Annotated in this window: 18 protein-coding genes; 12 read left to right on the top strand and 6 right to left on the bottom strand. The window is 61.4% G+C overall.

Annotation, left to right across the window (positions count from 1 at the left end):
* Window positions 1-47 precede the first annotated feature (47 nt).
* Both ACSQ3I_RS07340 and ACSQ3I_RS07335 read left to right on the top strand, forming a co-directional pair.
* Window positions 48-1,319 carry an aspartate aminotransferase family protein gene (locus tag ACSQ3I_RS07340; RefSeq protein WP_435997429.1) on the top strand — a complete coding sequence of 424 codons (1,272 nt, stop codon included), beginning with the start codon at window positions 48-50 and terminating at the stop codon, window positions 1,317-1,319.
* An 8-nt stretch (window positions 1,320-1,327) separates the two neighbouring features.
* Window positions 1,328-2,338: a phosphotransferase enzyme family protein gene (locus ACSQ3I_RS07335; protein ID WP_435997427.1), complete on the top strand. Its 1,011-nt coding sequence runs from the start codon at window positions 1,328-1,330 to the stop codon at window positions 2,336-2,338.
* 264 nt (window positions 2,339-2,602) lie between these two features.
* On the opposite strand, the gene ACSQ3I_RS07330 is transcribed toward ACSQ3I_RS07335, so the two are convergent.
* A complete protein-coding gene (locus tag ACSQ3I_RS07330; protein WP_435997425.1) occupies window positions 2,603-3,496 on the bottom strand; it encodes a LysR family transcriptional regulator in 894 nt (297 codons plus the stop codon).
* A 116-nt stretch (window positions 3,497-3,612) separates the two neighbouring features.
* On the opposite strand from ACSQ3I_RS07330, the gene ACSQ3I_RS07325 reads away from it, so the two are divergent.
* Window positions 3,613-4,770: an aldo/keto reductase gene (locus tag ACSQ3I_RS07325; RefSeq protein ID WP_435997423.1), complete on the top strand. Its 1,158-nt coding sequence runs from the start codon at window positions 3,613-3,615 to the stop codon at window positions 4,768-4,770.
* A gap of 14 nt (window positions 4,771-4,784) precedes the next feature.
* The gene (locus ACSQ3I_RS07320; RefSeq protein WP_435997421.1) at window positions 4,785-5,774 is read left to right on the top strand and encodes an aldo/keto reductase; all 990 of its coding nucleotides are present in this window, start codon (window positions 4,785-4,787) and stop codon (window positions 5,772-5,774) included.
* A gap of 402 nt (window positions 5,775-6,176) precedes the next feature.
* On the opposite strand, the gene ACSQ3I_RS07315 is transcribed toward ACSQ3I_RS07320, so the two are convergent.
* Together ACSQ3I_RS07315 and ACSQ3I_RS07310 are read right to left on the bottom strand one after the other, a co-directional pair.
* Window positions 6,177-6,704: a hypothetical protein gene (locus ACSQ3I_RS07315; RefSeq protein WP_435997419.1), complete on the bottom strand. Its 528-nt coding sequence runs from the start codon at window positions 6,702-6,704 to the stop codon at window positions 6,177-6,179.
* Between the two features lie 175 nt (window positions 6,705-6,879).
* A complete protein-coding gene (locus ACSQ3I_RS07310) occupies window positions 6,880-8,397 on the bottom strand; it encodes a malonate--CoA ligase (RefSeq protein ID WP_435997417.1) in 1,518 nt (505 codons plus the stop codon).
* A gap of 415 nt (window positions 8,398-8,812) precedes the next feature.
* Between ACSQ3I_RS07310 and ACSQ3I_RS07305 the strand changes: the two genes are divergently transcribed.
* On the top strand, window positions 8,813-10,072 hold the full coding sequence (locus tag ACSQ3I_RS07305) for an NAD(P)/FAD-dependent oxidoreductase (RefSeq protein ID WP_435997415.1): 1,260 nt from the start codon (window positions 8,813-8,815) through the stop codon (window positions 10,070-10,072).
* Window positions 10,073-10,152: 80 nt separating this feature from the next.
* Here ACSQ3I_RS07305 and ACSQ3I_RS07300 read toward each other — a convergent pair whose 3' ends face one another.
* The 3 genes from ACSQ3I_RS07300 to menC form a co-directional block, all read right to left on the bottom strand.
* On the bottom strand, window positions 10,153-11,394 hold the full coding sequence (locus tag ACSQ3I_RS07300) for an MFS transporter (RefSeq protein WP_435997586.1): 1,242 nt from the start codon (window positions 11,392-11,394) through the stop codon (window positions 10,153-10,155).
* 271 nt (window positions 11,395-11,665) lie between these two features.
* The gene (locus ACSQ3I_RS07295; RefSeq protein ID WP_435997413.1) at window positions 11,666-12,379 is read right to left on the bottom strand and encodes a GNAT family N-acetyltransferase; all 714 of its coding nucleotides are present in this window, start codon (window positions 12,377-12,379) and stop codon (window positions 11,666-11,668) included.
* The gene (gene menC, locus ACSQ3I_RS07290; RefSeq protein ID WP_435997411.1) at window positions 12,376-13,518 is read right to left on the bottom strand and encodes an o-succinylbenzoate synthase; all 1,143 of its coding nucleotides are present in this window, start codon (window positions 13,516-13,518) and stop codon (window positions 12,376-12,378) included. Before menC ends, ACSQ3I_RS07295 begins: the two co-directional genes overlap by 4 nt.
* 122 nt (window positions 13,519-13,640) lie before the next feature.
* Here menC and ACSQ3I_RS07285 point away from each other — a divergent pair, with 122 nt between their 5' ends.
* The 7 genes from ACSQ3I_RS07285 (at window position 13,641) to ACSQ3I_RS07255 (ending at window position 21,457) form a co-directional block, all read left to right on the top strand.
* The gene (locus tag ACSQ3I_RS07285) at window positions 13,641-14,558 is read left to right on the top strand and encodes a MurR/RpiR family transcriptional regulator (protein ID WP_435997409.1); all 918 of its coding nucleotides are present in this window, start codon (window positions 13,641-13,643) and stop codon (window positions 14,556-14,558) included.
* 61 nt (window positions 14,559-14,619) lie between these two features.
* Entirely contained in the window at window positions 14,620-16,203 is a 1,584-nt protein-coding gene (locus ACSQ3I_RS07280; protein WP_435997408.1) for an ABC transporter substrate-binding protein, read from the top strand.
* A 27-nt stretch (window positions 16,204-16,230) separates the two neighbouring features.
* Window positions 16,231-17,157: an ABC transporter permease gene (locus tag ACSQ3I_RS07275; protein ID WP_435997406.1), complete on the top strand. Its 927-nt coding sequence runs from the start codon at window positions 16,231-16,233 to the stop codon at window positions 17,155-17,157.
* Window positions 17,154-18,011, top strand: a complete 858-nt coding sequence (locus tag ACSQ3I_RS07270; protein WP_435997404.1) for an ABC transporter permease — start codon at window positions 17,154-17,156, stop codon at window positions 18,009-18,011. Before ACSQ3I_RS07275 ends, ACSQ3I_RS07270 begins: the two co-directional genes overlap by 4 nt.
* Entirely contained in the window at window positions 18,008-18,973 is a 966-nt protein-coding gene (locus ACSQ3I_RS07265) for an ABC transporter ATP-binding protein (protein ID WP_435997402.1), read from the top strand. Before ACSQ3I_RS07270 ends, ACSQ3I_RS07265 begins: the two co-directional genes overlap by 4 nt.
* Window positions 18,970-19,917, top strand: coding sequence for an ABC transporter ATP-binding protein (locus ACSQ3I_RS07260; RefSeq protein WP_435997400.1), 948 nt, complete (start codon window positions 18,970-18,972; stop codon window positions 19,915-19,917). The genes ACSQ3I_RS07265 and ACSQ3I_RS07260 overlap by 4 nt, the downstream gene beginning before the upstream one ends.
* Before the next feature lie 25 nt (window positions 19,918-19,942).
* Window positions 19,943-21,457: a M81 family metallopeptidase gene (locus ACSQ3I_RS07255; protein WP_435997398.1), complete on the top strand. Its 1,515-nt coding sequence runs from the start codon at window positions 19,943-19,945 to the stop codon at window positions 21,455-21,457.
* Window positions 21,458-21,633: the final 176 nt, after the last annotated feature.

Below are 21,633 nucleotides of genomic sequence, written 5' to 3'. Positions count from 1 at the left end.
CGATCTGTCCGGCTCCGGACGTACGCGAATCGAGAGGGAAGGCAGAAATGCTCAGCCAGAAAAATCTACTTGAGAGACGGTATGCTGTTCTCGGCCGGCATTCGCCGCTGTTCTACGACGAACCGCTGCGGCTCGTCCGCGGTGAGGGCGTCTGGGTGGAGGATGTCGAGGGGCGCCGCTATCTTGATGTCTACAATAATGTTCCGCATGTCGGCCATTGCCACCCGCATGTCGTTGAGGCCCTGTGTCGGCAGGCAGAGAGCATCAATATCCACACGCGCTATCTGCATGAAAACGTGGTGCGTTATGCAGAGCGCCTGACGGCCAGCTTCCATCCGGACCTCTCTGTGGCGATGCTGACCTGCACCGGCACGGAAGCAAACGAGCTGGCGCTGCGCATGGCCCGCTTCCTTACCGGCGGCGAGGGCATCATCGTCAGCGATTTCAGTTATCATGGAAATTCGGCAAGCCTCGCTGCCGCAACGACCGGTTTGCCGGCGCCAGAAGCACTTGGGCCCCATGTCCGCGCGGTGCCGATCCCCGATCTAAGCCATGCCGGTGCGGACCCGCAAGCGCTGGCGCGGGACTATGCGGATCGTGTCGCCGAGGCGGTGCGGTCGCTGCAAGCGGCGGGCTATAAGCCGGCAGCGATCCTGCTCGACACGATCTTCTCGACCGAGGGCCTGCCGCTTTTGCCGAAGGGTTATCTCGAGCAGGCCATCGCCCATGTCCGCGGGGCCGGCGGGCTGTTTATTGCCGACGAGGTACAGCCTGGCCTTGGCCGCATGGGAGACCATATGTGGGGACATCAGGCCTTCGACATCGTTCCCGATTTCGTGACGATGGGAAAATCGCTTGGTAACGGCCATCCTCTTGCGGCGCTGGTCACCCGGCCGGATTATCTCGAGGCCTTTGCAGCTAGGGCACTTTATTTCAATACTTTCGCCGGCAATCCCGTCTCTTCCGCCGTCGGTAGCGCCGTGCTTGACGTGATCGAGGAGGAGGATCTCATGGGCAACGCGCAAAAGGTCGGTGCTCATCTGCAGGAGCGCCTGCGGGCGCTGGCGAAGCGCCACGCGCTAATTGCCAGCGTAAGGGGCAGGGGGCTGTTCTTTGGACTGGAGTTCCTGACCGGCGACGGAAAGCCGGCAAAGGCCGAAACCCGTCACCTGATCAACCTCATGCGCGAGCGCGGGGTGCTGATCAGCAAGATCGGTCCGCACGACAATATTCTGAAGATGCGACCACCGCTGCCCTTCTCGATCGAAAATGCCGATCTTCTGCTTTCGACACTCGATGACGCCATCGCCAAGATCTGAGGCCGACCATGACCGAAACCCTTACCCCCGTTCGCGACGAACAACTGGCCACGATGAACGAGGCCGCCGAGCGTGCGCTTGCACGCTGGCCCGGCCGTTTCCATGATATGACGCTGGTCAAGTACCGCGAGAACGCGGTCTACAGCATCTATGACGACGCGGGACAGCGCTTTGCCCTGAGGGTCCACCGCCCGGGCTATCATTCGGATGCGGAATTGCTGTCGGAGTTGCAATGGATGTCCGCGCTTGCCACGGCGGGTGTTCCGGTGCCGGGCATCGTGGCGGCGCGCGACGGTGCACTCTTCGTCAAGATCGAGCTGCCTGAGAAACCTGTGATGCAGGTCGATATGCTGGTGTGGCTTGCCGGCAAGCCCATAGGCAGTATCGAGGATATTGGCGCCACCGAGACGGCCGAGCTTCGCGCCCATTATCTCAAGGTCGGCGCGCTCGCCGCCCGTGTGCACACTTTCGGCGAGAGCTGGCCAATGCCGGACGGTTTTGCCCGCCACGCCTGGGATGCCGGCGGACTGATTGGCGAAGACCCATTTTGGGGGAAATTCCGGGACCTTCCGGCGCTTGATGAACACCGCGATTTCATCGAAGCCGCCTGCCGCAAGGCGGAGCGGGAACTGGCGGCGCTCGGTCGCCCGGCGTCGGTCTATGGTCTGATCCATGCAGATTTCGTGCCTGAAAATCTGCTGCATGCCGATGGTTCACTGTTGCTGATCGATTTCGACGATGCTGGATTCGGCTGGCATATGTTCGAGCTGGCGACGGCGCTCTATTTCTATGTCGATACGCCGCAATACGAAGCGGTGCGCGACGCGCTGGTGGCCGGCTACCGCACCGAACGTCCCCTTTCCGACGCGCATTGGGCGCAGTTGCCACTCTTCCTGCTTCTGCGCAGCATCACGTATCTGAGCTGGGTGCATACCCGCCGGGAAACCGAGACTGCACAGGAACTGACGCCAATGTTCGTCGAGCGGACGGTGGAGCTCGCCCGGCGCTACCTGATGTGAACCGTCCGCGGAGACGAGTGACAAATCGCTCTTGTCAAGACGAGCTTTCTCCGGGCCGGATTGGGGTAAACTCTCCGCCCTGAGGGAGGCATTTCCAACGCGCTCGCGATCCCTAGCCCCTGAGAGAGGCTGGATGTAACCCATGAAGCTTCAATATGTCTTGAAGGCTGAGGCAGGTTCACGCTTTTCAAGTGAAGGTTCGAACTTCTACCATGGACACGGTCCATCAATGAAGAAAATGCTGGAAGAATTGCATGCCAGCCACTATTTTTCGCCGCGATACCGCAGGACGTCCACCAGCAGCGCCAGCGCCGGCGATTGCTGTCGCCGGCTCGGATAGTAGAGGTGGTAGCCGGGGAAGGCCGGACACCAATCCTCGAGAACCCGCACCAGCCGGCCTTCGGCGATATGCGGGAGTGTCTGGTCTTCAGGCAGGTAGGCGATGCCGAGACCGTCGAGCGCCGAGGTCAGCCGCATGTTGAGGCTGTTGAACACGAGCTGGCCATCGCCCCGCACCTTCACCTCGCGCCCCTCCTTTTCCAGTCCCCAGGCAAAAAGGCCGCCGTAGGTCGGGAGCCGGGAGTTGATGCAGTTGTGCGCAGCCAGATCTTCCGGCCTGCGGGGGTGGGGATGCTGCTCGAAGTAGCCGGGGGAGGCGACCACCGCCATCCGCAGATGCGGTCCGATCGGTACGGCGATCATGTCCTTGGCGACCTGTTCGCCCATGCGCACGCCGGCGTCATAGCCCTCGGCAACGATGTCCGTCAGGGCATAATCGACGATGATCTCGACATTGATATCCGGATAGAGCGGCAGAAAGCGTTTGAGGGCCGGCTGCAGCACAGAGATCGCCGCGTGCTCCCCTGCCGTGATACGCACCGTTCCGGCCGGCTTGTCGCGAAGTTCGCTCAAGGCCGCCAGCTCCGCTTCTATTTCCTCGAAACGCGGTGCGATCGTGCGCAACAAGCGCTCGCCCGCTTCTGTCGGGGCAACGCTCCTCGTCGTGCGTGCAAGAAGCCGAAGGCCGAGACGCTCTTCGAGATTGCGAACGGTCTGGCTCAGTGCTGACGGCGAAATGCGCAGCTTCGCTGCGGCGCGCGTAAAGCTCTTCTCTCTTGCAACAATGGCGAATGCGGCGAGTTCGTTGAAGTTTTCCATACGGATTTGTTAGTTCAGCTAAAAGGCTCATACTGATTATACCGTCTAATCGTGATCTGAGGCAGGTGCTAAATTCGAAATCATTCGAATTTGCACGCTGGAAAGGACACGCAGACATGACGAACGAAGGCATCCCGACGATTGGCCGCCGCAGCTTTCTCGGTGCCGCGGGCGGTCTTGCGACCATACCCATTCTGGCTACCGCCGGTTCACAGGCATCGGCGCAAACCGGCAGCGTGAATGACTCCATAGCAGCCACGTTGGACGGTCGCCGGAAGCTCGGGACACTGGAGGTGTCGAGCGTCGGACTTGGCGTCCAGAACATGCACCGCACCCATCAGACGACGATCCCGTCGCGGCCGGAGATGATCGCCATCATCCGCAGGGCCCATGAGCGCGGCGTGACGTTTTTCGACACCGCCGAGGCCTATGGTCTGCATGAATGTGAGCGCATTCTTGGCGAAGCCATTGCGCCGTTCCGCGACAAGGTCGTCATCACCTCGAAGTTCGGCTGGAACATCGATCTGGAGACCGGCGAGCGCAAACCCGGCCGCATCAGCCGCCCGGACCACATCAAGCTGGCGGTCGAGGGCATGCTGAAGCGCCTGCGCACCGACCGCATCGACCTTCTCTATCAGCATCGCGTCGATCCCGAGGTTCCGATCGAGGACGTGGCGGGTGCAGTCAAGGACCTGATGGATCAGGGCAAGGTCCTGCATTGGGGGCTCTCCGAGATGGGGCTCAAGACCTTACGCCGTGCACATACGGCGCTGCCGGTGACGGCTGTCCAGAGCGAATATTCGATGCTGTGGCGCGGGCCGGAGGATGAGGTGCTCTCCGTCTGCGAGGAACTCGGCATCGGCTTCGTGCCGTGGAGCCCGCTCGGTGTCGGCTTCCTGACGGGTGCCATCGATGAGCGCACGCGCTTCGCCGAGGGCGATATCCGCGGGATCGAGCAGCGCTTCTCTCCGGAAAATCTGCCGGCGAACCTGGCGCTCGTAAAACTGCTCGGCGACTGGGCCGACAGGAAACAGGCCACCAGGGCACAGGTCGCGCTGGCATGGCTGCTGGCGCAAAAGCCCTGGATCGTTCCGATCCCCGGCACAACACAAATGGCGCATATGCTGGAAAATATCGGTGCAGTTTCTATCCGCTTCACCCCCGAGGAAGCCGGCGAACTCAATGCGGCGGTTGCGGCCATCCAGGTGCGCGGCCAGCGCTTGCCGGATGCCGTTCTGGCGTTCTCGAATGTCGAAGCGCCCGAGACGCAATAAGGAAAGCGATCACCATGAAATACAGACAGATCGGCGATCTTCAGGTCTCGGCCCTCGGCCTCGGCTGCATGGGCATGACGGGCGTCTATGGCGCGAGTGCCGACAAAGGCGAGATGATCAAGCTCATCCACGACGCGCACGACCGCGGCGTCACCTTTTTCGATACGGCCGAAGCCTATGGCCCGTTTGCCAACGAGGCGCTGCTGGGTGAAGCACTTCAGCCGATCCGCGACAAGGTTGTCATCGCAACCAAGTTCGGCTTTGACATCGACCTTGAGACCGGCGCACGCGCCGGCGGCACCAACAGCCGCCCAGAGCATGTCAAGGCGGTGGCGGATGCGGCGCTCAGGCGTCTGAGGACGGATCGCATCGACCTCTTTTATCAGCACCGCGTCGATCCCGAGGTTCCGATCGAGGACGTCGCGGGCGCGGTCATGGATCTTATTGGCGAGGGCAAGGTCAACCACTTCGGCCTTTCGGAAGCCGGCGTGCAGACCATTCGCCGCGCCCATGCCGTCCAGCCCGTGACTGCGGTGCAGAGCGAATACTCGTTGTTCTGGCGTGGTCCGGAAGCTGAGCTTCTGCCGGCGCTGGAGGAACTCGGCATCGGCTTTGTTCCCTTCAGCCCGCTCGGGGCTGGCTTCCTCACCGGCAAGATCGACGAGAACACGACGTTCGCGAAGGAAGACTTCCGCAATCTGGTTCCTCGCTTCTCACTGGAGGCCCGCAAAGCGAACATGGCGCTGGTCGGCGTGGTCAAGGGCGTTGCCGATCGCAAGGGCGCGACGCCCGCGCAAGTCGCACTTGCCTGGCTCTTGGCGCAGACGCCGTGGATGGTGCCGATCCCCGGCACCACCAGGCTTCATCGCCTGGAAGAAAACCTCGGCGGCATTGACCTCGCTCTGACGGCCGAGGATCTCGCCGAAATCGACGCCGGGGCTTCAAGGATCGAGGTGCAGGGCGAACGCCTGCCAGAAGCCGTGTTGAAGATGACCGGGCATTGATGGGCAGGTGGCGCGACGGTGACCGATGCCGTCGATGCGACCAAGAGGAGGCCTCTTCATGGCGCGCCTCACTGCCCTTTGCCGTGGCGAGATCTCAGCGGCCACTCTTTTTGGCTATATGTTGCTATAAAAAGACAATAGAATCAGTAATTTATATCTCTTGAAGGCCATGGTGAGGGGTCGCTTCATCACAGCCCAAGGTCTCTGAAAGTCGCTATGGCCTCAGGGCCCCGCAACCAATTCCAATTACACAAAGCCCCCATAACCAAAGCTACAGGGGTTTTGTGTTTGCAGGCCGCCAAACCAGCTAAGATGTCGGTTGCGCGAAGAGTATGTAGACGCGCCATTGGTATGTCGCGTCCCTGGGAAGATTTGCCGAAGCTTTCCGATCACAGCCACACCTCATTGAGGTGGAGCGAAGCCTTTTTCAGCAGCGCCAGTTGGCCCCGTCATATTGCAGCGCCAGCTTCCGAATGTCGTCATCCAGCAAGCGCCTTCGGCTCGCGCAATGGGTGTGCGCGTGCAATTTTTTGTCGGATCCTCGCCGCTGATGGTGAGTGCCTGCGGATCGCGGCAGACTGCCCAGGTCCATGAGCCACGGATCGGATATACCTCCTTGGCGGTATCGGAATCTGGCATGGTCAGGAGTTCGTTGACGCCAAGATGAGGGCGTGAGGCGCCAATCTGTACCGACAGATCGTCTACCAGCCAAAGCTCGTCGGAGGCCGTGATGGTTTCCTTCTCACAACGGACCAGATTTGCGATATCCTCTTCCGCGGGCGGCGCCGCGGTGGTGATTTCACGGCACACCGTGACCGGATCGCGTGCGCCCCAGCGTGCTCCGCCTTCGGCAGCGAATGAGCCTGTACTTGTGAGTGCCATTGAAACTGCGCCGGCGACCAGACCTGCGATTCGGATTGCTGATCTCATTCCCATCCTCCTCCGTGTTGCTTTTTATTCAAACACCTTGCCGACGTACTGTAAACTCGTCGATTGATCTTAAATTCACCGTATCAAAACAGTTGATGGGTGAGCAGTGACGATTGGCACAGGTTCGTTTAGAATGGCTTCTGATCAGAACGAAGTTGTTTTCGGTGGGTATATTCTACGCAGGACCGTAATACAGCTCTCTGAACTGATCGCGGAGCACATTCTTCTGCACCTTTCCCATCGTGTTGCGCGGCAGTTCATCGACAAACAGGACGCGCTTGGGCAGCTTGAATTTGGCCAGGCGCTCGCCGATGATGTCAAGGATGGCAGCCTCGGTGACTGCGGATTGGGCGGTGCGGACGACGATCGCGGTAACGCCTTCGCCGAAATCCTTGTGCGGGAGGCCGATCACGGCGCTCTCGTTGACCCCCTCGATGGCATCGATCTCTTCCTCGACCTCCTTCGGATAGACGTTGAACCCGCCTGTGATGACGAGGTCCTTGCCGCGGCCGAGAATGTGGACATAACCACGTTCATCGATTTTACCGAGATCGCCCGTGATGAAGAACCCGCTCTCCCGAAGCTCCGCGGCTGTTTTCTCCGGCATGCGCCAGTAGCCCTGGAAGACATTCGGTCCCTTGACCTCGATCATGCCGATCTCGTTGACGCCGAGGGCGGTGTCGTCATCAGGGTTGGTGATCCGCACCGAGACGCCGGGCAGGGGCAGGCCGACGGTGCCGGGAACGCGCTCGCCGTCGTACGGGTTCGAGGTGTTCATATTGGTTTCGGTCATGCCATATCGTTCGAGGATGGCGTGGCCCGTCTGCTTGCTCCATTCGATATGGGTTTCCGCCAAAAGAGGTGCGGAGCCGGAGATGAAGAGGCGCATGCCACCGGTCGCCTGCGCAAGCCTTGGGCTCTGGAGAAGGCGGACATAAAATGTCGGCACGCCCATCAGGACCGTGGCAGTCGCCATCTTGTCCAGGATTTGGTCGCGATCGAACTTCGAAAGGAAGATCATCGAAGCGCCGGAGAACAGGGTCACGTTCGTGGCGACGAAGAGACCGTGCGTGTGGTAGATCGGCAGCGCGTGGATAAGCGTGTCGTCTGCCGTGTAGCGCCAGGCATCGATGAGACTGAGGGCGTTCGAGACCAGATTGTCGTGCGACAGCATGGCCCCCTTCGAACGTCCGGTCGTGCCCGAGGTGTAGAGAATGGCGGCAAGGTCGCTCCCATCCCGGTGTACTGTCTCGAATTCCGGCGACGCGGTCTCTGCGGCCGAGGCCAGGCTGCCTTCGCCAGCGGGGTCGAGCGTTATGACCGAAGCGCCGATCTTGTCGGCAATGGCTGCCATTCCCGTCTGCACGGTCGGATCGCAGACGATCAGCGAAGGCTCCGCATCTCCGACGAAATAATCGATCTCGGCAAGCGTGTAGGCGGTATTGAGCGGCAGGAAAACGGCACCGGCACGCACCGTCGCCAGGTACAGCGCCAGCGCGTTGACGGATTTTTCGACCTGCACGGCCACGCGGTCGCCGGGCTTCACGCCCTTTGATACGAGGACGTTCGCCAGGCGGCCTGACAGCGCGGTGAGATCTCCATAGGTGTATACCCGCCCGTTGGCGTCAGTGATTGCTATGGCTGTGTCATCGCGCACGGTCGATTGCAGGCGAGCGAATAGGTTTGCGTTCATGTCTTCCTCCCGGGGTGGCTTTGCCACTCAAGTCTTTTCTACGCTGAGTTCTGGTGGCTGCCTATTGGCAGAGATCGGCTTTCCTATCCGTGGTGTGCCGGCAATGATGCCTCCCTTCGCGAAGGCGTCATGGTTGGTCTCGATCCCCCGAGTTGGTATAGATAATTCATGGCCCTCAGTGAAGGTCATTGCGGCTTCCTGGCATTGCCATCGTGGCGAGCGCGAGCATCGCCCCTAGAGAGCAATTGTCAATTGGCCATGAATCGAGCCGCATCGCTATCACCAACTTCAAGGACGGCGCAGGTTGGCGTGATTGCTATTGGCGCTTTGCTTCTGCCTTGGATGAGTCGAATATGAGTTTGCGTCGACGCGACCAGTTCGATTCTCACCGGTGGTTACAACGAGGAATGACAGAGTGACAAAATACAAGGTCGTCGTTGTTGGGGGCGGTTTCGGAGGGATGCAGTGCGTCCAGGGACTGAATGGGGCTCCGGTCGAGATCACTCTGATCGATCGTAGAAATCACCATCTCTTTCAACCGCTGCTCTATCAGGTTGCGACAACGGTACTGGCCACGTCCGAGATCGCCTGGCCTATTCGGCACCTCTGGCGTGACCGCAAGGACGTGACGACGCTGCTGGACGAGGTGACCGGGGTTGATCGTGCTGCCAAGTCTGTCACCCTGAAATCGGGGCAGAGTGTTTCCTATGACGCGCTCGTTCTGGCCACCGGCGCGCGACATGCATATTTCGGCCACGACGAGTGGGAAACTTTTGCGCCCGGTCTCAAGACGCTGGAGGATGCAACGACGGTTCGCCGAAGAATTCTGCTTGCCTTCGAAAGGGCGGAGGCTTCGGCTGATGTTGCACGGCAGGAGGCGGAACTCACCTTCGCCGTCATCGGTGGCGGACCCACTGGCGTCGAGATGGCCGGCATCATTGCGGAATTGGCAAAGAAGACCCTGCCTCCGGAGTTCCGGCGGATCGACACGACCCGTGCCCGCATTCTTCTGATCGAAGCCGGGCCACGCGTGCTTCCTGCCTTCAACGAAGAACTATCGGAGTATGCGAGAAAGGCGCTCGAAAAGCTCGGCGTAGAGGTTCTCATGGGCTCGCGCGTGACGGCGATCGATGCGGATGGCGTAACGGTCGGCGATGCCTTCGTGCCCAGCAAGACCGTGGTGTGGGCGGCCGGTGTGCAGGCCTCCCCCGCGGCCGCGTGGCTGGATACAGCATCCGATAGGGCAGGTCGAGCGATTGTCGGGCCGGATCTCTCGATTGAAAACGATCGGAATGTTTTCGTCATCGGTGATACGGCACTTGTGAAACAGGAAGACGGCAGTCCAGTGCCCGGCATTGCCCCAGCCGCCAAGCAGCAGGGCTCCTATGTCGCGCGGGTGATCAAGGCGCGCCTGGAGGGAGCAGTTGAACCCGGTCCATTCCGGTATCGTCATCAGGGCAGCCTTGCGACGATCGGCCGACGGGCGGCAGTCATCGATTTCGGACGGTTCAGACTGAAAGGAGGCCTGGCGTGGTGGATATGGGGCTTGGCGCATATCTATTTCCTGATCGGCACCCGATCAAGACTGGCAGTTGCATGGAGCTGGCTCTGGATCTACCTTTCCGGTCAGCATAGCGCCAGGCTGATAACGCAAAAAGAGATCGAGAAGAACTGAGGTCTATCCGTCCGGTCGAACCCGGGCCGACGGAGCGCATGGTCGCCTCAAGGATGTCTACCCGTTTCCCTGGCGGTCCATCAGGCCGCCATCGCCTCCAGCTTCCTGCGGCGCAGCTTCGGCCACAACATCAGCCAGCCAACCAGGATGAGATTGACGCAATTCCACAGGAATCCATGCAGGAAGGCCAGGCGGTAGGAGCCGGTGGCATCGAAGATGTAACCGGCGGCAAGCCCGCCGCACGCCATGCCCAGCACCGTTGCCATCAAAACCAGGCTAATGCGCACGCCTGCCTCGCGGGGCGGCAGGAACTGGCGAATGATCACGGCATACATCGGCACGATGCCGCCCTGGAACAGCCCGAACAGCCCGGAAATCACATAGAGCGACGATTGGCTGTTGAAGAACAGATAGAGCAGCAGCGCGAGAGCCTGCATGGACGAGCCGACGATCAGCATCGGGCCGGCACCGATCCGGTCCGCGAGGGCGCCGGAAGCCAGGCGGCTGACCACCCCGAGGCCGAGCATCAGGGCGATGATCTGCGTGCCGACGGCAACGCCATAACCAAGGTCGCCGCAATAGGCAACGATATGGACCTGGGGCATCGACATTGCCATGCAGCAGGCAAAACCTGCAACGACAAGGATGGCCTGCAAGACGTTCGGTTTCAGGCCGAGCTCGTTGCGGGCGGCCTCCGTCACGGCTTCGGCCTGGGCATAGGTCGTGCTCTGCAGGCGCCGTCTCAGCATCAGCCCCGTCGGCACCATCACGAGAGGGACGAAAAGGCCGATACCGATATGGGTGGAACGCCATCCCTGGGTAGCCTGGAAGTGCTCGATGACCAGCGGCCATACGGCCCCGGAGAGGTAACTGCCGGAGGCGGCAAAAGCGACGGCGAGCGCCCGGTGTTTGCGGAACCAATGGGACAGATCCGAGATCAAGGGCGCAAAACCGGCAGCCGATCCCAGACCGATCACCACCGAAAGGGCGGCAAATTGCCAGATGGTGGTCGTGAGCGCCGACAGGATGTAGCCGATGCAAAGCAGGAATGCGCCGATCATCACCGGCAGGACGATGCCGACCCGATCGGCCAGACGGCCCATCAGAACGCCGCCGACTGCGAAGCCGATCATCGTGCCGGTATACGGCAGCGACGCACCGCCTCGCACCGTGCCGAATTCGATCTCCAGCGTCGGTAGAAGCACGACGACCGACCAGTTGCCGACACAGGCAACCGTGCCGAGAACGAGCGTCAGGACGAGCCGCCACCAGGCATAGCCGGAATCGACATCGCCCGACGCTGCCGTCCTGTTTTCCAACATGGTCATTTCGAGACTTCCTTCGACTTCGGTTTTGAACTTGAAGGCTCTCAAATCAGTGCCATGTTCATCTTTCCGGTATAGCGAATTTCGACGTTTCGATCCTACCCATGAAACGCTAAGCGAACTGAATTTTCATCATTCAAGTGGACAGCCTTGTCGGGCAGGGGGCCGATACAGTCCTGCTTTGTCCGGTTCATCCTCATGGGGCATTCGAAAGCTGCCGCAGAAACATCTCCGGCAGGTTCAGCGCATCCGGATCTGGGCTGGAATCTTATGCGGATAGGCTCTTCGGCCGCAGCAGATAGTCGTTGGTGGCGGCATCGAAGGCCACGACCTCGGCTCCTTCGGCAAAGGCACCCTGCAGACGGTCGCGCAGGGCCAGTCTTGCCGTCAGAGGATCTGCCTCTTCCGAGGCGGTCGAGGGTGACAAAGGTATCCGTATCCAGCCGTCCTGGACCGTGTCATCGCCACGACCCATCGATTTCGCCAGGATATCGGGCTCATCCAGGAACCAGTCGACCAGCAGGCGATCGGAAGGCAGGCCCGCATTGATGCCGCCCATAGCGCCGTAATAATCCTCGTAATAGGTGCTGGATCGCGCTCCAAGGCAACTTGTATTCAGGTTTGCGTTGACGGCGCGCATCGGATCGAAGGTCCAGCGGACGTGGCGAATGCCGCGCTCCAGGCACCATCGCCGCTGATACCATTTCAACTTCGCGCCAAGCCCGCGGCCACGCATTTCATTCAGCACGGCAAGACGGTGGGAATGCTGGACATTCGGCGTCGCCGTCGGAAAGCCGAACACGTATCCGACCAGTCTGCCATCGACGAAAGCACCGCCGACAAGCCCGCCTTCCGCCTGGATCACCATCATCAGATCGGCGGGATCCGGTGTATCGCCCTCTCCCCATACACGCTTCTGAAGCTTTTCAGCCTCGAGAAATTCCGTCATGCCGACGAGATCGCGGAACAGCACCTCCGTCATACGCGAAAGCTTTCGTGCGAAATCGTCACCGTCCGGAGAAAGTCGTCATCGAGCCTCACGCCAATGCCCGGCCCGGCGGGCACAGGCATTCGGCCATCGACCGTCTCAAGCTTTTCCTCGACGATATCCCGATGAAAATAGCGGCTGGACGAGGAGGTGTCGCCGGGTTTGGAGAAATTCGAAAGCGTCGAAAGATGGATGTTGTGCGCTCGGCCGATCCCGCTTTCGAGCATGCCGCCGCACCAGACGGGAACAGAAAAAGCCGCCGAAAGATCATGGATGCGGATGGCATTGGCATGCCCACCCGAACGCCCCACCTTGATGTTGATCACGCGTGCCGCGTCGGCCTGCAGGGCTTTGCGCGCATCTTCCGGGCTGCGGATACTTTCATCGAGGCAGATCGGGGTCTTGATCCGTCCCTGGAGAACCGCGTGGTCGTGGATGTCGTTCCAGGCAAGCGGTTGCTCGATGTAGTCGAGGTCGAAGTCATCGAGACGGGCAAGCAGGGTGCTGTCGGCCAGGCTGTAGGCGCTGTTGGCGTCTGCCGTCAGGTGGATATCCGGAAAGGCGGCACGAACCGCCTTGAGGAGGCGCAGGTCGTGCCCCGGCTTGATCTTGAGTTTTATCCGCTTGTAGCCTTGCGCCAGATGATCGGCGACGCGGCCGAGCGTATCTTCAATCGAGCCGATGCCGAGCGAGACGCCGACATCGACCGCTTCGCCTTCTCCGCCAAGAACGGTTTGCAGCGGCAGGTCCAGCGACTTGGCCCATAGATCCCAGAAGGCCATCTCCAAAGTGGCCCGGGCCATCATGTTGCCGCGCCATGGTTCCAACTGCCGCGCAAGCTGCTGCGGGTTGGCAAATCGCTGGCCCAGCACGCTCGGCAACAGCGCATTTCGCAGGAAATCCATGGCGCCGGAGACGGTTTCCTCCAGATAATCCGGCAGCGGGTCCATCACCCCTTCCGCATAGCCTTCGAGACCGTCGGCCTTCAGCGTCAGCAGCGGGAACAGCTTCTCATGCATCGTCCCTGTCGAGATCGTGAATGGCGTCACCAACGGCAAACGCACGAGCCGGAGTTCCGCGCCGTCGATCCGCAAATGCTCGCGAACTTTTCGGCCGGTGACCGAACGTGTCATGAACTTTCCTCTCGCCCGAATGACGCATCTTGATGCCTGTTACGTTAGGTGGATTTTGGTTTTCTTGCAAGATTGACCGATTGATAGATTTCTGTCAGTCTTTTGCTTGGGAGAGAGAAGCCATGTCGGACAGGGAGCACGACAAGCGGGGGAACGAGGGTGCAGTGAGCCCCCATGGCGACCTGCGTCAGCGCCTGACCCAGTCGTCCACCGCGGGAACGCCGACTGAACGCGCAATTGCCGCCTATCTCCTGACCAACCTGCAATCGCTGCCTTTCGAGACGGCAGCGACCGTCGCCGCGAAGATCGGCGTGTCGGAAGCTTCGATCGGGCGTTTCTGCCGAACGATCGGCTATCGCAGCCTGAAGGATTTCAAGGGCGGGCTGCAGGCCGATCTCGGCAACCAGGCCTGGCTGATCGGCGACCGGCTGCAGGATTTTCATCGCCGCAGCCAGACGGGAAACGGCGAGCTGGCCCGCGCGCTCGAAAAGGAAATGGCAGCCCTCGTGGCGGTCTACGAACTTGCCGCGTCGCCGGCCTTCGAACGCGCCGTCAAGCGTCTTGCGCTTCGCAAGAACATCTATGTCGCGGGCTTCCAGACAGAACGCGGCCATGCCAGCGAACTCGTGCACAATCTGCAATATCTGAGGCCCGGCGTGCATCTTGCGGATATCGCCGGCGGTCATTTTGGTGAAATCCTGCTCTCGCCGCCCGAGGAGACCGGCTTGGTGCTCATCGACGGGCGCCGTTATTCCCGCCTGACGCGTGACCTTGCCGCGGCTGCCCACAAGCAGGGCATCCCCGTCACACTGATTACTGACCCCTATTGCGATTGGGCGATGGAAATCGTCGACGAAGTCTTTGCCGTGCCGACGGACCTCAATCATTTCTGGGACACGACCTCGGCCATGTCTTCGCTGATCGGTCTGTTCGTCAACGGCGTCTTCAAGGAACTCGGCGCGGAAGTGGAAACGCGCATGGCAAAGATCTCCGCCTACTACGACGATTTCATCGGACATACCGGAGTGTTTCGCCGCTAGTCGCGGCGGGAAAGCAGAATAGAAAAATAGAAAAAACAAGAAACCAAGAGAGAGGAACCCCATGAAAAGCCTAGCATTTCGCAAGACCCTCGCCGCTGCCGGCATCAGCCTCGCAGCCTTGCTGGCAAGCCACGGCGCATCCTTCGCCCAGGAAGCCGTCTTCGTGATCGCGACCAACGAGGTCGGGGCGCCGACCTACAATCCGATCAAGGCATCCACCCTGAACATCGGCACGACCCTCTTGTTCGACCGCCTGGTGTCCCAGGATGCGGATCTTTCCTATCATCCCTGGCTGGCGGAAAGCTGGGAGGAAGCGCCGGATGGCATGTCGTGGATCTTCCACCTGAAGAAGGGCGTAAAATTCCACAATGGCGAGCCCTTTAACGCCGAAACGATCGTCAAGTGGCTGGAACTCTTCAAAGCCAGCGAAAACGCCTACATGACCAAGGCGATCGCCAAGGTGGAAGTGGTCGACGACGCGACCGTCAAATTCGTGATGTCCAATCCCGAACCCAATCTTCTCTACAATTTCTCCTCCAGTTTCCTCAGCGTCATCGAACCGAAATCCTTTGTCGAACTCGGCGACAATTATGGCGTGACGGAAGTTTACGGCACCGGACCTTTCAAGCTCGAAAGTTTTGTCGTCGGCCAGGAGACCGTTCTCGTCCGCAACGATGACTACGCCTGGGCTTCGCCGCTCGCCAAGAACCGCGGACCGGCCAAGATCGCCAAGCTGACCTTGAGAGAGATCGCCGAAGACTCCACCGCCTTCCTCGAACTGAAGTCCGGCGGCGTCGACATGCTGCTCGGCGTGCCCACCGACTTCCTCAACGAAGTGAAGGCGCAGGAGAACCTCGAGGTTCTCACCTTGCCCGGCCAGGATGTCGCCTACATGCCGATCAACGTGACGAAGGAGCCGTTCACCGACATCAAGGTGCGCGAAGCGGCGGCAAAGGCGATCAACCAGAAGGAAATTCTGGATTCCGTTTATGGCGGTGTCGGTGAGGTCGCCAACACCTTCCTGATCTCGGCGCTGCCGGAAGCCGCCATCGATGCCAAATACAAGATTTCCTACGACCCGGATCGCTCCAATGCCCTTCTCGACGAAGCAGGCTGGGCAAAGGGCGCCGATGGCATCCGCGCCAAGGACGGCAAGCCGCTCAAGGTTTCCCTCTGGACGCAAAGCGACTCGAGCTTCCGCCGCCTGACGGAAGTGGTGCAGGCGGAACTCAAGGCGGTCGGCATCGACAGCGAGATCACCACCTTCGACAGTTCGGCAATCCGCGATCAGTACAAGAGCGGCAACCAGCAGCTGGCTGTGCGCTCCTACAACTGGGACAATGCCGATATCATCGACTGGTTCTTCGGCGGCGATCGGCTGGGTTATCCGAACGTCTCGATGTTCAACGATCCCAAGGCCGAAGAGCTACGCTCCAAGGCGATGACCGGCTCGAAGAACATGGCCGAGCGTATCCAGAACTTCAAAGCCTATCATGAATATGTGCTGTCGCAGTTCCCGATGGCGCCGATCTACCAGCCCGTCTCCTCTGTCAGCTACAACAAGGACCGCCTGATCCTGCCGGCGGAAATTCATGCGCCTTCGGTCGCGGCGACGGTCGTCATGGACATCGAAGTCAAGGAGTGACGCGGACGAACACGCGAGGAACCTCACATGCTTGTCTATGCCATCAGGCGCGTTCTCATGCTGGTGCCCGTGTTCCTCGCGGTTTCCGTCATCATCTTCCTTATCCTGCATCTGCTGCCGGGCGATCCGATCGACAATCTCCTGAAGATCGGCGCGCCCGTCGAGCAGCGTGCGGAGATGATGGCGCGTTACGGTCTCGACCGGCCATTGCCGGTGCAATATGCCATCTGGCTCGGTAAACTGCTGACCGGCGATCTCGGAACGGCCATCGTCGCGCGCCGGCCGGTTGCGGATCTAATCGGCCAGGCGTTGCCGCATTCCCTGGCCCTTGGCGGGCTGGCGCTGCTCTTCTCGTCGGTCGTCGGAATCATGCTCGGCTTTGTCGCCGCGCTCAACCGCGATCGGTTCCTTGATCGCGCCATCATGGGCGGCGTGCTACTCGGCTCCACCCTGCCGAGCTTCTGGCTCGGCCTGCTTCTCATCCTCGCTTTTTCGGTGCAGCTTGGCTGGTTTCCGGTCTCGGGCGCACGCAGCTGGTCCTCCCTCGTCCTGCCGGTGCTGACCATCGGGCTTGGCGGAACCGCGCTTGTCGCCCGCATCACCCGCGTATCGATGATCGATATCGCCTCGCGGGATTTCGTCATGCTGCTGCATGCCAAGGGCCTGTCGCCGCTGCGCATCCAACTCCTGCATGTGCTGCGCCATGCGCTGATCCCGGTCGTCACCATCATGGCGCTGCGCATCGGCTGGATTCTCGGAGGAGCGGTCACCGTGGAGGTGGTCTTTGCGCGACCAGGCCTCGGCACACTGCTCATCAAGGCCCTCAGCCAGCACGATTATCCCGTCGTGCAGGCAAGCCTGCTGATGCTCGCAATGGCGGTGATGTTCGGCACTCTCCTCGGCGACCTGTTGCAAGCCGCAATGGACCCGCGCGTCAGAGGAGCGCTGGCATGACCGCATCGCGGCACCTCATCATTTTGCGTGCGATCTTTCGACGGCCCGGCGGTGCCATTGCCGGCGCCTGGCTGGCATGCGTCGTGCTGGCGGCACTGTTCGCGCCGCTCTTGACACCCTATGCCTATGACGCACAGGTATTGAAGGAAGCCTTCCAGCCGGCGTCGGCAAGCCACCTGCTCGGCACGGACGAATTCGGCCGCGATATGCTGACGCGCCTGATCTATGGCGCCCGCACCTCGCTTTCGGTCAGCAGCATCTCCATCCTCATCTCGGTCGTCTGCGGCATGACGCTGGGGGCCGCTGCCGGTTATTTCGGCGGAACCTTCGACCGCATGGTGACCGCCGTCGTCGATCTCAGCTGGTCCTTTCCCGAAATCCTCATCGCGCTCATGCTGGTGGCAATTATCGGCCCCGGCATCAGCGGCACGATGGCGGCCATCGCCGTCGCCTATCTGGCGCAGTTCGCGCGGCTCACCCGCGCGCAGATCATGACCCTGAAAAGCGAAACTTTCATCGAAGCGGCGCAAAGCCTGGGCGCCAGCCACGGTCACATCCTCTTCCGCCACCTCGTGCCTAATGCCCTCGCACCCATTCTGGTCAGCGCCATGCTGGCGACGGGCGACGCCATCATCCTTGAAGCGACGCTCGGCTTCTTCGGTCTCGGCGCGCAGCCGCCGCTGCCGAGCTGGGGCTCCATGATGTCCTCGGGGTCTGCGCTTCTGTTCAAGGCTCCCTGGATCATCATCTTTCCCGGCCTCGCCGTCGCCGTGACGGTGGTGGCGATCAACCTTTTTGGCGATGCGCTCATTGCTGCGCTCGACATCAAGGATCAGGTTCGGAGGGGAGAATGACACCGCTGCTGCGCCTCACGGATGTCTGCGTCGATATCGGCCGCAATCGCCTGCTCGACGGCATCAGCCTGACGCTGGATCGCGGCCAGGTTCTGGGCCTCGTCGGCGAAAGCGGATCGGGCAAGTCGTTGACCGCGCTTGCCATCGCCGGCCTGCTACCTCTGATCGGCGGCAAGATCACCGGTGGCGCGATCCATTTCGACGGCATGGATCTGACCACCATCGGCGAAGCCCGGCTTCGCACCCTGCGCGGCAAACGGTTCGGCTTCGTGATGCAGAACCCGATGACTGCACTCGATGCCGTGCAGCGGATCGGCGAACAGATCGATATCGTCTCGCGGCTGCATCTCGGCCTTTCGGCGCAGGCGGCGCGGCTGCGCACGCTCGACCTTTTGGCGCAACTGCGCATTGCCGAACCCAGCGCCGTGGCGGAAGCCTATCCTCACCAGCTCTCCGGCGGCATGAAGCAACGTATCGTCATCGCCATGGCGCTGGCGGGCGACCCCGGCCTGATCATCGCCGATGAACCGACGACGGCACTCGACGTCACGGTGCAGGCGCAGATCATCCAGATCCTGACACGGCTTTCGCGTGATCGCGGACTGGCCTTGCTGCTGATCACCCACGACATGGGTGTGGTTGCCCAGGTCTGCGACCGCGTTGCCGTGCTCTATGCCGGGCGCATCGCCGAGGAGCGGGCGGTGGATCCCATTTTCGCCGCCCCCGCCCATCCCTATACGTCGGCGCTCATCGGCTGCATTCCGCGCGACGGCATGGCCCCGGGCAGCCTGCACGGCATTCCGGGCGCCGTTCCGACCTCCGGCCGCTATCCCGCCGGCTGTCGGTTCAACCCGCGCTGCACCCATGCCGCAGACCTCTGCCGGCAGGAGCGCCCGACCCTGCGTGCCCTGACACTCGGCGGATCGGTCGCCTGCCATTTTGCCAATGCGGAGGCCCCATGACCGAAGCGCTTCTTCAGGTCGAGGGACTGACCAAGCAGTTTCATGCGGGCGGCGGGCTTTTTGCACGCCCACGCAGCATGACCGCGGTGCGCGCCGTCGACCTGACGGTAAACCGGGCCGAAGTCGTCGGTGTCGTCGGCGAGTCCGGCTGCGGAAAATCGACGCTCGCCCGGCTCGTGATGCGGCTCATCGAACCGACGTCCGGCCGGGTCAGGCTCGACGGGACTGACATAACGGCTCTATCTCCCAAGGCTCTGCGCGCCGCACGGCGACGCATGGCCATGGTTTTCCAGGACCCTTATTCCTCGCTCGACCCACGCTATTCCATCGCCGATATCCTCGCGGAACCCTTCATCGTCCAGTCCCGCCGCATGCCGGCTGAAACGGTGGAAGCCATGCTTGATGCCGTCGGCCTGCCGCAGACGATGGCGACGCTGTATCCGCATCAGCTGTCCGGCGGACAGCGCCAGCGCATCGGTATCGCACGCGCACTGGCACTGCAGCCGGAGTTCATCGTTCTCGACGAACCCACGGCATCGCTGGACGTCTCCATCCAGGCCCAGATCATCGAGCTTCTGTCATCGCTGCGCGATCGCCTCGGACTGACCTATCTTTTCATCTCCCACGATCTCGGCCTGGTTCGCTATTTCTGCAACCGGATCGTCGTCATGTATCTCGGTGCCGTCTGCGAAATTCTTCCCGACCCCAAATCCGCACCCCGGCACCCGTATACCAGCGCTCTTCTTGCCTCCAATTTTTCGCCCGATCCGGCGGCCCGCCGCACCATCGCGCCGCTTGCCGGCGAAATCCCATCCCCCTTCAATCTGCCGCCCGGTTGCGCCTTTGCCGGGCGCTGTCCTCACGTGACCGATATCTGCCGCAAGCAGCCGCCGCCGCTCGTCGCCGAAGGTGGCCATGCGGTCGCCTGTTTCAATCCGCTCTAATGCCGTTCATGTCAGGATCGTCTCCATGTCCTTCCGCGTTCTCACCGCCGAATTCGTCCATGAAAGCAACACCTTCAAGAAAGGCAGCACGGATCTGGATGCGTTCCGGCGCGAAACGCTCGATCTCGGCGAGGTGGCGACAGGCCGGTTCGGTGATGTGAATGCCGAAATCGCCGGCTTCCTCGATGCCGGCCGGGAGGCCGGATGGACGATCCGGCATGTCGTCTCCGCCCATGCGACGCCGGGCGCACGCGTTTCACGCGCCGCATTCGATCACATTGCCGGCCTGATCTGCGATGCCGCGCGGCAAGAGGGTGACCGGCTCGACGGCATCCTTCTCGGCCTGCATGGCGCCATGGTGCCGGATTTCTGCGAGGACGGGGAAGGCGAACTTCTGTCCCGGCTGCGCGCCATCGTCGGCCCCGACCTGCCGATTGCCGTGACGCTCGACCTGCACGCCATCGCCACGCCGGCGATGATCCGGCAGGCGCAGATCTTCGTGTCCTACAAAACCTATCCGCATATCGACATGCGCGAAACCGGTCGCCATGCCGGACGCCTGCTCGACGCTGCCATGCGTCAGGCGACGCACCCCGCCACCTACCGCGCCCATCGCCCGATGCTGGAGGAGGCAAACTCCGGCCGCACCGATGTACCGGAAACCGCCAGCCTCTACGACCGGGCCAAAGCACACGAAGCGGAAGCCGGCATTCTCGCCGTTTCGATCAACGCCTCCTTCGCCGAGGCCGATGTCACGGAGGCCGGCCCGACCGTGCTTGTCACACACGACACGCGTGTCGCCGGCGCCGCCGAAAGGGCGTGCATCATTGCGGAAGACATCGCCGGCACGATCTGGAAACAGCGGGACAGTGTCTTCAACACCTTCCTGACGCCGGCTGAAGCCGCACGCCGGGCAATGGAATTCGACGCCTCTTCCGGCCCGCTCGTCATCGCCGATTATGCCGACAATCCAGGCGCCGGCGCTTATGGCGACGCCACAGCCCTCCTTGCCGCGCTTCTCGAAGCAGGCGTTTCGGGCGGCGGCTTTGCGCCGATCATCGATCCGGAAGCGGCCGGCTCCCTACATCGGCACAAGGTGGGTGACACCGTCACGCTTCAACTGGGCGGCAAGGTCGATCCGACGTTCGGCGGCGGGCCTTTGATGCTCACCGGCACGATCGAACATCTGGCGGATGGCGTCTACACGGGCGACGGTCCGATCCTCGGCGGCATCACCCACACATTCGGCCCGACGGCAGTCTTCAAAACCGGCGGGATCGATATCCTTGTGGTTTCGATCCCCGGTCAGATGCTGGATCTGCAGCAGTTGCGCACTTTCGATATCGAGCCGACGGCGTTAAAATTCCTGGTGCTGAAATCGATGCAGCATTTCCGGGCCGCTTTCGAGCCTCTGGCGGGAGAGGTCATCGTCTGCGACAGCGGCGCGCTCGCCACGCCGCGCGCAGAACTTCGCCCCTATGTTCGCGTCGCGCGCCCGATCTGGCCGCTCGATAAAACGGGTTTCGAATTCGCGGAATAGATTTTAATCTATTGTTTTTACTCGCGGTATTAACGCGATCCTGCTGCAGCCCCTCCGGGACTGCGATGCGGGAGTTTCATGAAAAGCGGATGGAAGCGCTTGACATGCCGGAGGCATGACGGCATTCACGCAAGGACGGCGGCACCCTTTAAGTCATGTGTGACCCGGTCTGAGAT

The sequence above is a fragment of the Rhizobium sp. LjRoot30 genome (assembly GCF_964253915.1).
Lineage (GTDB): Bacteria > Pseudomonadota > Alphaproteobacteria > Rhizobiales > Rhizobiaceae > Metarhizobium.
This window is presented reverse-complemented; position numbering and strand designations above follow the sequence as displayed.

Excerpts from the sequence above, each read along its gene's own strand:
- ACSQ3I_RS07340 (WP_435997429.1), top strand. The coding sequence starts at position 48 with ATGCTCAGCCAGAAAAATCTACTTGAGAGACGGTATGCTGTTCTCGGC.
- ACSQ3I_RS07335 (WP_435997427.1), top strand. The coding sequence starts at position 1,328 with ATGACCGAAACCCTTACCCCCGTTCGCGACGAACAACTGGCCACGATG.
- ACSQ3I_RS07330 (WP_435997425.1), bottom strand. The coding sequence starts at position 3,496 with ATGGAAAACTTCAACGAACTCGCCGCATTCGCCATTGTTGCAAGAGAG.
- ACSQ3I_RS07325 (WP_435997423.1), top strand. The coding sequence starts at position 3,613 with ATGACGAACGAAGGCATCCCGACGATTGGCCGCCGCAGCTTTCTCGGT.
- ACSQ3I_RS07320 (WP_435997421.1), top strand. The coding sequence starts at position 4,785 with ATGAAATACAGACAGATCGGCGATCTTCAGGTCTCGGCCCTCGGCCTC.
- ACSQ3I_RS07315 (WP_435997419.1), bottom strand. The coding sequence starts at position 6,704 with ATGAGATCAGCAATCCGAATCGCAGGTCTGGTCGCCGGCGCAGTTTCA.
- ACSQ3I_RS07310 (WP_435997417.1), bottom strand. The coding sequence starts at position 8,397 with ATGAACGCAAACCTATTCGCTCGCCTGCAATCGACCGTGCGCGATGAC.
- ACSQ3I_RS07300 (WP_435997586.1), bottom strand. The coding sequence starts at position 11,394 with ATGTTGGAAAACAGGACGGCAGCGTCGGGCGATGTCGATTCCGGCTAT.
- ACSQ3I_RS07295 (WP_435997413.1), bottom strand. The coding sequence starts at position 12,379 with ATGACGGAGGTGCTGTTCCGCGATCTCGTCGGCATGACGGAATTTCTC.
- menC (WP_435997411.1), bottom strand. The coding sequence starts at position 13,518 with ATGACACGTTCGGTCACCGGCCGAAAAGTTCGCGAGCATTTGCGGATC.
- ACSQ3I_RS07285 (WP_435997409.1), top strand. The coding sequence starts at position 13,641 with ATGTCGGACAGGGAGCACGACAAGCGGGGGAACGAGGGTGCAGTGAGC.
- ACSQ3I_RS07280 (WP_435997408.1), top strand. The coding sequence starts at position 14,620 with ATGAAAAGCCTAGCATTTCGCAAGACCCTCGCCGCTGCCGGCATCAGC.
- ACSQ3I_RS07275 (WP_435997406.1), top strand. The coding sequence starts at position 16,231 with ATGCTTGTCTATGCCATCAGGCGCGTTCTCATGCTGGTGCCCGTGTTC.
- ACSQ3I_RS07270 (WP_435997404.1), top strand. The coding sequence starts at position 17,154 with ATGACCGCATCGCGGCACCTCATCATTTTGCGTGCGATCTTTCGACGG.
- ACSQ3I_RS07265 (WP_435997402.1), top strand. The coding sequence starts at position 18,008 with ATGACACCGCTGCTGCGCCTCACGGATGTCTGCGTCGATATCGGCCGC.
- ACSQ3I_RS07260 (WP_435997400.1), top strand. The coding sequence starts at position 18,970 with ATGACCGAAGCGCTTCTTCAGGTCGAGGGACTGACCAAGCAGTTTCAT.
- ACSQ3I_RS07255 (WP_435997398.1), top strand. The coding sequence starts at position 19,943 with ATGTCCTTCCGCGTTCTCACCGCCGAATTCGTCCATGAAAGCAACACC.